Genomic DNA, 13,458 nt, shown 5'->3' on the forward strand with positions numbered 1-13,458 from the left:
TGCAGTGGAAGGATGCCTTCTACGACCTCTACCCTAACGCCAACGTGCTGGTTGCTGAGAAGACGGATTTCAAGAAAGAAAACCGGGAGCGACTCTTTGCCCGAATCGCTACCGGGGATTGGGATGCTGTGGTGGTGGCTCACAGCTCGTTCAAAAAAATTGGCATGCCCCCGGAGACGCTCGAGGAGCTGCTGCAGGAGCAAATCCAGGATCTCACTGACGCCATTTTGGACCTCAAGAGCAGCCAGGGCGATCGCGTGACCATCAAGGAGATGGAAAAGGCGAAAGAGCGGATGACCGAGCGACTGGAAAAGAAAGCCGACACCGGTTCTAAAGACCAGGCTGTCAGCTTTGCCGATCTGGGTGTTGACGCCTTGGTTGTAGATGAGGCGCAGGAATTCAAAAACCTGTTCATCACGACCTCGCTCAGCAGGGTATCGGGGCTGGGTAATCTGGCAGGATCGGAAAAAGCATTCGATCTTTTCGTCAAGTGTCGCTACCTGCAGCAACGGAACGACGGCCGAGGCGTGTTTCTCGCCACGGGTACCCCATTGAGCAACACGATCGCTGAGCTCTACACCGTACAACGATACCTCCAGTACGATGAAATGAAGGCCCGGGGCATCATTCATTTTGATGCCTGGGCTTCGACATTCGGCCAGGTTGTAACCGGCTGGGAGCTTGACGCTACCGGCGTCAACTACAAGCTCAACTCGCGTTTTGCAAAGTTCCAGAACGTTCCCGAGCTGACGGCGATGTATCGAACCTTCGCTGATGTAATCACACGGAAGGATCTACAGGACCAGGCCGAGGCCCGCGGTACCCGATTCCCAGTACCGAAGCTGAAAGGCGGTCGCCCGCAGAACGTGATTGTGGATCGATCGGAGGCTCAAGCTTGGTACATGGGCATTCAGCAAGAGGCGATCGACGCAGAGGGTAATCCGCTGCTTAAAGCGGATGGATCGACGTTCAAGACTTGGAACGATGGATCGATCATCCATCGCATGGAGCATTTGCCGAAAGACCCACGCCTCGACAATCCTTTGAAGATCACCAACGACGCGCGCAAAGCGGGGTTGGATTTCCGACTCATCGATCCCGGCGCTGAGGATTTCGCAGGTAGCAAAGTGAATGCGTGTGTCGATCAAGCATTCCGCATTTGGCAGGACTGGGACGACCGTAAAGGCACGCAACTGATTTTCTGTGACCTATCCACGCCAAAAGGTCCAAAACGTCCAGAACAGGCTGCTGTGAGCTCAGAGGACGAAGAAGAAGGAGAAGCCTCGATCTCTATGGACGATATTCTGGCAGGTGCCAGTTCGTTCAGCGTATACGACGACATTCGATCAAAGCTCCTCGCTCGCGGGATCCCGGCGAACCAGATTCGCTACATCCATGAGGCCAACACAGATCTGCAGAAAGCCAAGCTCTTTGCGGAGATGAATGCCGGCGAGGTCAGGATCATTCTGGGGTCAACAGCGAAGATGGGTGCCGGCATGAATGTCCAACGCCGCTTGGTCGCTCTCCACCACCTGGATGCACCATGGCGCCCAAGCGACCTGGAGCAACGCGATGGTCGCATCGAGCGGCAAGGTAACCTCTTCTATGAGATGGATCCTGACGGATTCGAGATCGAGATTCTACGCTACGCGACGAAACAGACCTACGATAGCCGCATGTGGCAGACCATCGAATTCAAGGCAGCTGGCATCGAACAATTCCGCAAGGGGGACAGCCTCCAGCGTGTGATCGAGGATGTGGCCAGCGAGGCAGCCAACGCCGCCGAGATGAAAGCCGCGGCCACCGGTAATCCTCTGATCTTCCAGCAGGTGCAAATCGCTGCAGACCTCAAGAAGGTGGAAGCATTGTTTTCCAACTTCAAACGTGGCCAGCACTCGCTCGACAGCCGCATTGCGTGGCTGCGTGACGCCGACTCACGTGCCGATCGGGCAATCGCCCGCTGGTCAAGTGAGATCCAGCGGCGCGATGCCGGCACCAAACCTGAATTCGAGTTCTCGGCGAATGGCAGACCCTACAAAGACGCGGACAAGGAAAGACTGGCCGCGGTATTCGCCACCGCCATGAAGCGGGCCGTCGAGCGGCGGTCTGAAGACACGTTCCAGCGCGCAGAGCTTGTGCCCGTAGGAAGCTATCGAGGTTTCGAAATTCAAGTGTCATGCGAGCGGCAGAAAATCCACTTCACCGTCACCGGTCGGGACTCATACGAGCCGGACAACCTGGTGTATCGCGTTGACGACAAATTCAGCATCAGCGGGTTCATCAGCCGAATGGACAACTTCCTGGAGCGCCTGGAAGGCTGGAGGGATGAGGCCGAGTCGACGCGGGGACGCGAGCTGTCAGAGCTCAACAAAGCGATCCAAGAGAAGGCGAAGCCGTTTCTGCACCAGACTCGGCTTGACTACCTGCGCGAGGATGCTCGGGATGTGCTTCGGGAACTGAAACTGATGCAAGCTGACGACTCCTATCAGTCGAAGTGGGAGCCAAAATCGGTCCTCCTACAAGGTTCCGCAGCTCCCGGACGGAGTAAAATGCGAGCGTAATGAAAAAGGGCGCCCATGGCGCCCTTTTTCATACTGATCATTTGCGCCCGCCATTCAGCTCTCAACAATGCGTAGCGCAGGGACGTCTACCCAAACTGCACTAAACATCCAGTGCCTGAATTCCTCAACTGTCTGCCCGCTTTTGGTCTGTAGGCGAGCAAGCAATCCCGAAAGCCGCTGCTCCAGACACCCAGCTTCTTCGTCCTCGTACTCGACATAGTCGCTGTAGGGGTCATCCGGTTCGAAAACTTTCGAGATATGTGATCGATGCAGCCAGTGGTAGTAGTCATGATCTCGCCATCCTTTTGGAAACCGAGTCGCAAGCTCACTCCAGTCGGTCAAGCTGTAATGATCGGGGTAATTGCAATCAGCATTGGATGTGAATACCCAGTACAACCTTCCGATAGCCGGATGAACCGTGCTGACAAAAACTTCGCTCATGGCCGATCCTCCTTAAGCGCCGCCGCGCCGGCCGTAACTCTTCACTCCGAAAACCAAAAGCCCGCGAATCCGCGGGCTCGATGGTTTTTATTTCCAAACCTCATTCCAATTTGTCGATGAATCGGCCGCGTCACTGGTGTGTCCGACCTCTACAGGGTTGCTGATATGCGTATCGCCGCTACCGACAACGGTGCCAAGGCCGGTATCGTTGACGCCCGTTTGATTGACAGCATCAGTTACGGCCCCGTTAACCTCGCTCATGACTCCGTTGATCTGTCCATTCACCTCGGAAATCACACCGTTTACTGAGGAGCTGGCGATCGAGCAAACCTTGTCCTTGATCATTTGCCAGATGGCAGACAGATCAGGGAAAGAGGTGGTGCTGAATATGCCGGTGATCCCCCCGACACATTTGCCCAAAATGTCTGACGATGTCTGAGCAGCCGTTTGGTTGGTGTCGGCCGCGTCCTGATCTCGAGCCAGGCCGGCCTCACCACCACGCACCGCGGCTTCTCCGCTACGGCAGGTGGCAGCATGGGCTGTCACAGCCGAGCTCATGAGCAGCACAACGAGTAACGCGCGGGTCAGTGTCTTCATACCAGTCCTCCAAGAACATTCAACGGCCAGGAGCATCAAGCTCGTGCCCGGGATTTAACAGCGGGTTGCGCCGGGCTGGGCTGTTGCTTGACGGGCTCCGTCAGAGCCTCGGGCTTTGGGGAAGCGCTTGATTTCTCCCGCTCTTTACGTTGCTCGAGGAAACCCAGCTTGCGGTGCATATCCTCATCAACGTGCTTGGTAACCTTTGCCTTGAGGATCTGGTTATCAACGTTGAAAAGCACCTCATCGAAGTAAACGGCTTTCCCGTCGCCGCGGCGATTAACCGCGTTCCCGAAGCCGATCTGCGTCCACTTCTGGTCGCTTCCATCGTTGTTCGGCTGGGACAGGGTGATAAAGTTAGGCTTGATCTCACCGGTACCTGGGTCGGGGTTACGCTCATTGATGAACGCAAGGACCTGGTGCTTCTCACCGTTGACCTTCACGTATCCCTGTAGGTAATCCCCACTGCCCTGGTACAGGAGCACTGTGGTGTCGTACTGGTCGTTATCCAGCTTGGTCACACCGCGAAGGATGAGTTTCTGTCCCGTATTGCTGTCAGCGTTTGCCATACCAACCTCCTGAGGAGTGGTTGAGTCACTGGTTGAAGCGCCGGTAATGTCCCCGGGTACACCGGAGTTGCTCGACCTGCCTTGAAGGCCAGCGCCAAAGCCTTCAATCTGGGATTCGGGGGTATGCTCATCCTTGATAAAGGCTTTCGCCATGATCCAGTCGTACTCGTTCACTGGTGCCGGCACAGGACGGCCTGTTTTGTCGAACCAGTAGTACTGATCGGTCGCAGGCTCTGGCCCAAGAGCGGCCAGATCGTGCTCAAGCTCTTCCAGCGACTTGCTCCAGGTACTGATGGCCTCAGACTGATCTCGCCACCAGGCGGCGGCGTTTACCGCAACAAGGTTCTCAGCCTGTTGCAGATCGGAGTCCCCAAATGGCACTCCCTCAGTTGCCTGGAAATGTCGGTGCTCGACCGCTGCTGCAGCTAAATCCCCCAGTTCTACTTCATCAGCAGCCTGTGGAGCTTCTCCTGTACAGTCCAGAGTTCTGGACTTCTCGTACTCGGAGATAGCACCAGCAAGCACGGCGATATCCGCGCCTGGATCGTTGATCATTGGCTGGGGGATGCGCTGACCATTAAGGAAGGTTGCAGGAGCGCTCTCGGGCTTGCCCGTCCCGCACAATTCAGTGTGGATACCGGTCGGTTGCCCTTCACGGTCAAAATAGGCAATGGAGTACGTGACACCATCGACCCTTTCCGATTCGTTCACTAGACCAATTTTCGCGGTGTAGCCGTGCTTAGCAGCCTCGCTGTTCAGCAATTCCCACCTAGCTGAAGGCGTCGTATCTGAGTCATAGGGATACTGGCTGTAGCTATCCAGCGTGAACGACTCCAAAACTTCTGTCGGAATTGAATCCGTCGAGGAGCGAGGGGGGATATCTGTGCCTTGATGATTTTTCAGTGAGGCCAGATAAGCAGCATCTATCTGTTCAATTGCTTCGATGACTTCATCTGGATCCCAGCAATTCTCAAACTGGTACATCCGGTCAAACTCATTGCTGCCAGGCTCGGGCAGTGGCCCGTACTGCTTATCAGCGTCTGCCAGCAGCTCTCTAGCTATGGCGTAACCCTCTGATGCTTCCATCTGCCCGCGGAAGTGCGTATTGAGCTTGCCGAGCTCACTGTCCAGCTTGGCTTGGAACGCGGCGCGATATTTTGCCTCGGCCATGCAGCTTTCGATTGTCCGCAGTCCTTCCGGAGAGCTGTCATGCTCCCACATGACTGCCATAGCGTGATCCTCGGCCCGATACGGCAGCAAATCAGGGTAGTCATTGATATCACCTGTAGGCAGACCGATTGACTCAACGAATCTCGCATCGCGTCCAGCAACTGTGAGGGACTCAGCTGCCAACGGTTCGACTGGGGGGGCCTGCTCACGATCAGCTTTAGCAAGCAGAACGGCTTCCCACTCATTACGATGAACCGTTTTTTCTTCGTAACGCTCGACACGGCCATCGCTGCCACGTACCGGCACCTCTACCGTCACCTGCTTACGACCCAAGTTATTCAACGTGACGGTATCGCCTGCTGCGATTTCGTTCTCGCGGAACACTCGGGCCAGATCTACCCCCCAGGTAACACGCTCTTCTCCGTCGCTATTGCGCAACTTCACGTAGAAGCTTTTGCTTTGCTTCTTGTCGAAAAGATACGGCGCCGGGCCGAAATCTACGATCACACCCTCACGGGCATTCACAGGTGTAGGATCATTTGCGGCCGGTTCTGCAGGTGATGCCGTTTCTTCGCTGGAGGTGCCCACCTTCTCAGCGGTTGCCTCGGTCGGTTTCGGCGTTTCAGTTTGCGCGGCGGCTTTGTCTGGTACAGCTGCAATGGGTGGCAAGCCGAGCAGTTCGCGGCGAATAGCTTCTTGTGCGGGGTTGTTGAGTTCTACCGGAACCTCATGCTTGATCAGAACCGCGATCGCCCGGCGCTTAAACTCTTCACTGCCAGTGAGCTCGATAGACCCACCGAACTTCTGTTTCGCCATGTAGAGGCCGGCGAGAATGGCCATCTCATCATCTTTTGCTTCAGCCACCATGAGGATTTGCTGCCCATGGTCGATGAAAATAGGTCTGTCATGCAGGGAATAGAGGACGCTGCCATCGCGCCGCTCCTTGTAGGTGATCTCCTTCAAGAGCTCGCTAATCTGGATTTTTGGATCCTGATCAACACTTTCTTGATCTAAATCAGGGTTTCCACGGCCAAAACCGTTACCGAATGCTTCATGCCCCCTCAAACGCGAAATAATTTCGCTGTAAAGGGCCTGGTCTAGTTCCATTAGCAATTCCGCATATGTATCGTATGCGAAAATATTCTGATAAACGGTAGTTGCTGCTTCAGCTGTATTCTTGGCGTCAATTGAGCGCCATGACGACAGGTCTGCAGCAACCCAATGTCTGACCAACGCAGTAGGGACGGCCGCAGCCTCTTCTTCGGAAGGTTGGCTATTTAGCCAGGCTTGGTACGCCTTAGCACGACGTTCGATCGCTTCACGGGGAGAGGCCTCCGTTGCCTGCGGCGAATTCAATCGCTCGTAGACAGCTTGGCGGAACTCTTGCATCAAGGCTTCGCTTACTTCGCTCATGGCAATCCTGCCTCCTTCCGGATGGTGGGGTAGTCCGTTGCCCTGAGCCCCCCGTGGAGGGGCTGGGTAAAGTTGGGTTAAGCGCGTCGCTCTGGGCTGGACCGTGACTGCTGAAATTTCGTATTGTGTATATTATTCAAAATTCAGCGGAATGGGAAGCTCCGCGCCCTAAGGCCTAGGAGGGCTACGTCTGCTACATTTGAGGGGATCAAATGTCCTTTGGAACTGATGAAATTCAGCCAATTTGTGGGACGGATTTGGAGAGATGGCGGATCGAGAACGGTCTGACCAAGGTTGCTGCTGCAGACGCCTTTGGCCTGCAGAAAGCGAAGTGGGAAGAGCTAACAGGCCCGGATAAGTCGGCTGAGCAGATCAACGACCCCGTGGTGGCTATGCTGCTTTTTCTCTACAAAACGCATCCTGAGTCTTCACCGGTGCAACCGCCGTTGGATATCAAGGATTTTTACGACTATTTAGGACTGCAAGATTCGCCTCAAGATCGAGATACGTTTGCCACCCTTATTGGTAGATCGCCACCCTCGGTTTACCGCTTGATGCTTCATGATGGCAAGCCCGGTCGGCCGGTCATGAAGTGGGTTGAGGCCTTGAAGCGCATGGATTTGACACCTAAACAGTGCAAACGCGTGATGCAGGATGTCGTAAGTAAGGTAGGTGAACGACAGAAGGTGGAAAGGGTCTTGATTCAGGGTTGGTCAAAAGGTGGCATTGGTGAGCACGACTGAGAAAACAGACTCGCACATTATCGAGCTCTCCAGCGTTTACTTCTACGCTGGCCCAGCGCCGCGGGCGATCGCCTTGAAGGACTGCGGCGCGCTACTCAACGGGCAACCTGGGGACGTGTTCCCGGCACTGTACGGGTATCAGAGCAAGCAGGACGGCTTTATGGCGGCTCGGGCGTACGCTGACAAAAACCGACTCCATTTTACTGTTATCGATTTCCTGGTGGAGCTTGATCACAAGCAGAATCCACTCATGATGAAGCCGGAGGACCTGGCCAACCACGACTTTGTGTCGTTTGCCAGAATGTCCAGGAGCATGATGGATGATCTGCAGGATCTTCTGCGGGAAAGGTTGGTCTGCGAAGGCTTGACCCCGACAAAGACCGAATTGGCGAAGCCTCATCTATTGCTGCAGCAACGACCCGAGTTGTTGAGCACACTGACGGCCGCTCCGGACTGGGAACATATGAAGGTAATTGCCTATCCTGCCAAGGTGGCCTTCAGTGAGAAGCCGTTGACGGTAGGAGTGCTCCCCCATAAACACTGGTCGGCAATCAAGGAGGCGACTTGCCGCCTCAACCCCGGTATCCGGATCACGTTAGAACCGCCAGGGCCAGCCAGTACCGACGCTGCACCATTGGCTGCACAAGCCAGCAGGGACCGAGGTCCTCGAGCACGCTGAACGACTGACATCAAAAAACCGCCTCTCAGGGCGGTTTTTTTCTAATCTCTGAATCGGTTCCTGTACCACCACGGCCGTGACACGATCCGACCTCCGCGCATGAAGCCCAGGAACTTGTTCCAGCAAACATCCAGGGTCCACCCAATATGAGCCATGACGCCGAAGCAGACGATGATCATCACTGCGGTGATCCATACCCACGGTTTATGCCCTACATACAGACAGGCCATCAACGGCAGATAAGCCCCGCAGGGTATACCGAAGGCCTTGGGTGAGATTGATGCGCCTCTCCAGCTAGATGCCATGGTTTAGACCCTCCAACTCGCAGCGTTTCTTGAACTCTTTAGCGCCGGCCAGGCTGATGAACTCGCCAGCATCAATGCGATCCGCCTGGAACAAACGCCAGGCTTTGTCATCCAGGGTTGCCTCGGCCTTCTCCAGTAAACCCCGAATGAACCGGCCCCAGTCCGTGTAAGGAAGGGACTGTAGTTCATTGCGCACCTCACGATCGAACACCAGGTACTCACGGATCGCAGCTCGCTTGCCGTCCGTGGTTTTGAGCAGGCGTTGAACCAGAATGACACGTAAGGCACCGGCCAGGCGTGAAGCCATACCGGCTTGCTGGTCAGGTGGATAGGTTTGAATTGCACGGTTGATCGTCTCAGCAACAGACTCGGTGTGCATGGTGGCAAAGCATAAGTGACCAGTCAGCCCAGCCTCAGTCATTGCCTCGATCGTCTCGCGGTCCCGAGCTTCACCGATACCGATGATACTGGGTTTACGACGCATGGCATTCCGAAGTGCTTTCGGGAAGTCGCCAATGTCTCTACGCAGTTGCGATTGCGACGGTTGCGGTCCCAACCAGTGCGGACCACCAAGTACATACTCGATGGGGTCCTCATAGGTGATCACTTTCCGGTCGGGCATTTCTGTCCCTGCCTTCTTGTACAGGCCCGCGAGGAAAGTTGTTTTTCCAGACCCAGTGGGTCCGCAGACCAGAACCAGGCCCATTTCTGCGTAGCAGCCCCGGATCAAGTCGGGCTCGATTCCCATTTTATCGATATCAGGCAGATCCGACGGAATCACCCGCATGGTGATCGAATAAGCCTCATCGATGCTGGCTATGCGCGCTTGAACAAAGTTGGTCCGAAAGCGAAGCGTGGTACCCCGAGCCAGCCCAAACTCTTCTCCAGCCAGCTCCAAGGCACGGTCAACACCCTCATCACCCTGCTTGATCATGCTTTCAATTTCAGCGGACCAAGCCGACGCCATCAACGGTGATAGCTGACCTTGCTTGATTGTCGTCGTTGACGCTTTCAGTTGCCGTCCATGCAGCTCGACCCAAATGTAGTCGCCGCCTTGTACGAGAATGTCAGACACCCCCCGATCCGCACACAGCTTCAGAAAGCGCATGAAATTATCGGGAGACAAGTCGCCCTCGAAATTGTACGGATCGAATATTGGACTCGTCACTTGGTCGCACCATCACCGGTCTGCCGGTACTGCGTTTTTACCGTAGGGCGCCATTTTTTAGGATCAGTCTCGAACGTCGCACGGCCGGTTACGCGACGCAATTTGTCGCCAAGCATCATTTGCTTACCATCACCCGTAACAGTCTGCTGGCTTTCAGCCACGCTGGTCGAGCTGATCATGTCGTTCTGCAGAAGAGAGGAGTAGAGGTGCATCCCGAGGTAATCGCGGGTCAAACGATTGAAATTGGCGGCGAGGATAGCGTCCGCTTGTTTGTAACCATCGTCCCAACCTTTACGGACTGCTACCTCCCAGATTTCAGCCTCGTCACTGTCTTGAGGGCGTGCTTCGAAGTCGGGCAGTTCAACACTGGCATTCAGAGGCAGGCCAACATAAAGGTAGTCACGCCAAGTAGGGGGAACACTCACAAACCGTTCCTCACGCTCAATTTTGTAGACGCGATTCGCTGTTCGGACCTGGTCTTGAGAGAACGCAGCAACGTCCCGGGCTTCTACGATAACTGGTGGAAGCGTGCCGTTCTTAGCGATCATGGGAGCGAACTTGAACATTGCATCGAGTGACGGCGATCGTGCGTTAAGGCCATCAACCAGCTCACGAGCTCGAGCTGCCATACCGCCGCGGAAGCCGACAGTGTTACCCATGTCGGTCAGCAATTGATTGCGAATGTCGGTGACCTTGGTGGTCGCTTTTGACTGTGGTTTCAGCAACGAGTCGAGATCAGGCGGTGCCGTTTCAACGACTGGAGCGCTTGTCTGCCCGCTGGCATCAAGCTCGGGGGTTTCGCCCGCATGGACAGCAAGCGAAACCATCAGAGGCAACAATGCGAAAATCCGCTTCATAGCGTACCTCCAGCTCAGGCCTGAGGCCGGTTGTAATGAAGTTCCAACTTCCCGGGCGTCTGGGTCACATTGGCGCGGTAGCCAACTTGGGAGCGAATCATCAGCATCAAGGTGTTGTAGGGCACCTTGTTTACATCGATGTCGACCGGCAGCGGCATACGCACGCCCATGAACGAGAACTCAAGCCCACGATCCCGAGCCAAGGCTGCTAACAGTTCGACTGCATCGCCCTGCCACTTGAGCGACACACGCTGCTTGTCGTCCACGATGGTCGACGGAAGGCGCATCACCACGCGGCTATTAATCGCGCCCTGCTGATATAGGTCGGCCTGAGCCATCTCAATGCGTTGCGACGCTTCGAGGATCTGTTGGTCGATCAGCTGCTGGGCCGATTCGTCCGGTTTCTTCGATGCGCAGCCCCCAAGGGCAAGAGCCAAGGCAACCAGTGCTAGTGGGTAACGTGTGTTGGCCATTATCAAACCCTCCGTTGATTTCGTATAAATACTATAATACGGAATGAGCACAAGCAAACACTATCCCCCCCGCGGGCCGCTTCTTGACCTCTGCTGTGCGTCCCGCTCGGCCTTGAGCTCATGAAGCAATTTTTCGAGCTCTGGATCTGCTAGCGCACCGCTGTATCGTTCATCGACCAAAGCCTCGATCAGCGAGCGCTTAAATTCGGCACTGCCGGTGATCCGCAACGGACCAGGTGGTGCCGTGTTCGGCATCGCGCGTAAGGCGCGGGTGATCAGCTCACTGTCTACCGCTTGGCCAGGGAAGTTGAACTGGCCGCCAAGGTCTTCAAATCCCGGATCGCCAGCGGCCCGCCGGTAAATGACTGTGCCGTTTCTCCTAACTACACCGAGCATTCCATCGATCGACTGATATTTAGGATCGAGATCCCGGGCAAATTCGAAACCGTTAGCTCCTTCAGCCTTCGCTGCGCGTTTCTCGCCATATGTGAAACCTCGCAGCTGACTGATTGCCCCTGGATCACCGGTGGCTGCTTCTTGCTCAACCCATTCACGATAACTGAGCCTTTTATTAGAAGGATCATTCTTTAAATCTGCGCGCATTTTTGAAATCTTAGTTTTCAGTTCCTCTCTAGCTCTTAGTGTCTCGAACGCCAAGATACTGTAAAATGCTTTTCGATCCTTTGGATTTTTAATACGCAATTTGATATCCAGGCGCTGCTGTCTGGAGTCATCGCGTACGCGTTTGAATTGTTGCTTGACCCACTCTTTATCAACTCGGCGATATACAAATTTTGTCCGATAGGCTTCGTATCGGGCACGTAGTGCCCTGCGCAAATTAGCTCGCTCTGTGCGGCGCTGCTGACGATCTTCGGGATTCCGTCGTGGGCTTGCGAATTTGTCGTAACTCATAAGAGCCATCAGCTCTTGTGTAACTTTACGCTCCTCATAGTCACCAAGACGCTTTTCCAATCGAGCCTTAGACAAGGCCTCGTGCATGTCGCTTGCTTTGATAGGCACCAAGCTCTGTTCTTCAAGCGAATAAATACCCATGCCGCGACCTTTGGGTTTGATCCCCAACCCAAATCGCGCTAGTTCCGCGTGCAGTTTCTGCCAGGTAAGGCTTTTCTTTTTCAGAAGCGTTGCAATTGCATCGCGAGGTTCACCGCGAGAATAAGTGTGCAGACTTTCCTGGTCAAGATGACGTTCCATATCCGCAGCACGAGTAGGCTGTTTACCTTGAAATTTGGGTTTAGGCGCTGACCAGGCAATTTCAGGCGAGCCCTTTTTGTCTATGACACTGTAGGGACCATTGTCATGAGTCCAACCATAGCGAAGCTCAAGCTCTCGCATTGCATAATCGAGCTTAAAATAATCTCTATCCGGGTACACCGCGTTATACGAATCGGGGTGAACCCGATTCACCGTCATGTGTAAGTGAACATTGTCCGTGTCATGATGGATAGCAAACACATACTGGTGCTCCGCCATACCGACCGCATCCATTGCATGCAGAGCACAATCGAAAGCTTGATCATCAGTTGGTTTCTCTGATTGCGGCCAGCTCAAGATGACATGGTAAACAGGATCCTTAACACGTGAATTTTGAGCCGCGACTGCTTTCATTTCTGCCGCGGCTGTCGCCAAGCTCAAGCAGTTGTGCTGGCAGGATACACCGGAACGTGTAACTTCCCTTACTGGTGCTCCGAGGAGGAGTCCGGATTCGAGCTCGGCGATAGCATTGAGCTCATCTCCTGCATCCCTTCTTTGAGCGGCTGCAGCATGAAACGCAAGGTTGGCTCCACGGGATCTTGCTCTTGCCGCAAAGTCAGGATGATTTCTAACAGCTTGTCGGAGATGGTTTGCTGCTGCTGCAAGATGGTGCTGAGCAACGGCAAGACGGCTTTCATGTCCATCAGCGCTTACCCCTCGTTCTGTGATGGGTCCAGGCTCGTCAATGCGGACTGGAACTGGGTGTTGATCCTGTTGATATCGACGCCCATTGGAATCAAGAGCAATTCCAATACTTCGAGCACGTTCTCGGATGGCATTTTGAGTTGCAGCATCAATTCGTCCAATCTCTCGCAAACGGTCTGCTGCTCTTTCGATATGTTCTCGAGCAGACTCAAGAATTGAGTCGTCTCTTCGGGTGTGGCCTGGATTGAGCTCATCCGTTTGTGTCTCCTTTTCTTCGTCACGTTCTGTCGCGTAGTCGACCAACGCCGAGAAGCTTGAGCTCCCATCGGCCCGTTTCGGTGGAACCTTCGCAAGCATTACGAACCGATCCTTTCGATAGCAGCTTTCAACGCCACCAGGATCTGTGCGTACTCTTTTGAAAGCTTCCCACCGCCTTCATTGAACAAGTGTTTCTGGAGGCCTCCGAGCCTCCGCAGTTCGTTGAGGATATGCCCCTCCACCTTAGACCTTGTACGTCTCCCAAGCGCAGCTGCGAGCATGAATTGACCCACGCTCTGGCCGCAGT

The 13,458-nt window shown here is 54.7% G+C and carries 12 protein-coding genes; 3 read left to right on the plus strand and 9 right to left on the minus strand.

Annotation, left to right across the window (positions count from 1 at the left end; all coding sequences use genetic code 11):
• The coding region (locus APH36_RS24755; protein ID WP_374754808.1) for a helicase-related protein at positions 1-2,561 on the plus strand (2,561 nt) is incomplete at its 5' end.
• Between the two features lie 54 nt (positions 2,562-2,615).
• Here the strand turns inward: APH36_RS24755 and APH36_RS24760 are convergent.
• The 3 genes from APH36_RS24760 to APH36_RS24770 form a co-directional block, all read right to left on the minus strand.
• Entirely contained in the window at positions 2,616-3,002 is a 387-nt protein-coding gene (locus APH36_RS24760) for a hypothetical protein (protein ID WP_023662970.1), read from the minus strand.
• An 87-nt stretch (positions 3,003-3,089) separates the two neighbouring features.
• The gene (locus APH36_RS24765) at positions 3,090-3,599 is read right to left on the minus strand and encodes a hypothetical protein (protein ID WP_009682495.1); all 510 of its coding nucleotides are present in this window, start codon (positions 3,597-3,599) and stop codon (positions 3,090-3,092) included.
• A 35-nt stretch (positions 3,600-3,634) separates the two neighbouring features.
• Positions 3,635-6,751, minus strand: coding sequence for an LPD7 domain-containing protein (locus tag APH36_RS24770; protein ID WP_054903730.1), 3,117 nt, complete (start codon positions 6,749-6,751; stop codon positions 3,635-3,637).
• Between the two features lie 212 nt (positions 6,752-6,963).
• On the opposite strand from APH36_RS24770, the gene APH36_RS24775 reads away from it, so the two are divergent.
• Both APH36_RS24775 and APH36_RS24780 read left to right on the plus strand, forming a co-directional pair.
• On the plus strand, positions 6,964-7,494 hold the full coding sequence (locus tag APH36_RS24775; RefSeq protein WP_054903731.1) for a hypothetical protein: 531 nt from the start codon (positions 6,964-6,966) through the stop codon (positions 7,492-7,494).
• Positions 7,481-8,173: a hypothetical protein gene (locus APH36_RS24780; protein WP_009682498.1), complete on the plus strand. Its 693-nt coding sequence runs from the start codon at positions 7,481-7,483 to the stop codon at positions 8,171-8,173. The genes APH36_RS24775 and APH36_RS24780 overlap by 14 nt, the downstream gene beginning before the upstream one ends.
• 41 nt (positions 8,174-8,214) lie before the next feature.
• On the opposite strand, the gene icmT is transcribed toward APH36_RS24780, so the two are convergent.
• From icmT to mobA, 6 genes are all read right to left on the minus strand, one after another.
• Positions 8,215-8,478, minus strand: coding sequence for an IcmT/TraK family protein (icmT, locus tag APH36_RS32370; protein WP_033690317.1), 264 nt, complete (start codon positions 8,476-8,478; stop codon positions 8,215-8,217).
• Entirely contained in the window at positions 8,468-9,646 is a 1,179-nt protein-coding gene (gene traJ, locus APH36_RS24785) for a plasmid transfer ATPase TraJ (protein WP_054903732.1), read from the minus strand. Before traJ ends, icmT begins: the two co-directional genes overlap by 11 nt.
• Positions 9,643-10,503: a type IV secretory system conjugative DNA transfer family protein gene (locus APH36_RS24790; protein ID WP_009682501.1), complete on the minus strand. Its 861-nt coding sequence runs from the start codon at positions 10,501-10,503 to the stop codon at positions 9,643-9,645. Before APH36_RS24790 ends, traJ begins: the two co-directional genes overlap by 4 nt.
• Before the next feature lie 14 nt (positions 10,504-10,517).
• Positions 10,518-10,976 (minus strand): DotD/TraH family lipoprotein, encoded by a 459-nt coding sequence (locus tag APH36_RS24795; protein ID WP_009682502.1) that lies wholly within the window; start codon positions 10,974-10,976, stop codon positions 10,518-10,520.
• 60 nt (positions 10,977-11,036) lie between these two features.
• The gene (traI, locus tag APH36_RS24800; protein WP_198752938.1) at positions 11,037-13,250 is read right to left on the minus strand and encodes a TraI/MobA(P) family conjugative relaxase; all 2,214 of its coding nucleotides are present in this window, start codon (positions 13,248-13,250) and stop codon (positions 11,037-11,039) included.
• The coding region (gene mobA / locus APH36_RS32375) for a plasmid mobilization protein MobA (protein ID WP_060500895.1) at positions 13,250-13,458 on the minus strand (209 nt) is incomplete at its 5' end. The genes mobA and traI, both read right to left, overlap by 1 nt.

It is taken from the genome of Pseudomonas sp. NBRC 111133, assembly GCF_001320605.1.
GTDB lineage: Bacteria > Pseudomonadota > Gammaproteobacteria > Pseudomonadales > Pseudomonadaceae > Aquipseudomonas > Aquipseudomonas monteilii.

Excerpts from the sequence above, each read along its gene's own strand:
- APH36_RS24760 (WP_023662970.1), bottom strand. The coding sequence starts at position 3,002 with ATGAGCGAAGTTTTTGTCAGCACGGTTCATCCGGCTATCGGAAGGTTG.
- APH36_RS24765 (WP_009682495.1), bottom strand. The coding sequence starts at position 3,599 with ATGAAGACACTGACCCGCGCGTTACTCGTTGTGCTGCTCATGAGCTCG.
- APH36_RS24770 (WP_054903730.1), bottom strand. The coding sequence starts at position 6,751 with ATGAGCGAAGTAAGCGAAGCCTTGATGCAAGAGTTCCGCCAAGCTGTC.
- APH36_RS24775 (WP_054903731.1), top strand. The coding sequence starts at position 6,964 with ATGTCCTTTGGAACTGATGAAATTCAGCCAATTTGTGGGACGGATTTG.
- icmT (WP_033690317.1), bottom strand. The coding sequence starts at position 8,478 with ATGGCATCTAGCTGGAGAGGCGCATCAATCTCACCCAAGGCCTTCGGT.
- APH36_RS24790 (WP_009682501.1), bottom strand. The coding sequence starts at position 10,503 with ATGAAGCGGATTTTCGCATTGTTGCCTCTGATGGTTTCGCTTGCTGTC.
- APH36_RS24795 (WP_009682502.1), bottom strand. The coding sequence starts at position 10,976 with ATGGCCAACACACGTTACCCACTAGCACTGGTTGCCTTGGCTCTTGCC.
- traI (WP_198752938.1), bottom strand. The coding sequence starts at position 13,250 with ATGCTTGCGAAGGTTCCACCGAAACGGGCCGATGGGAGCTCAAGCTTC.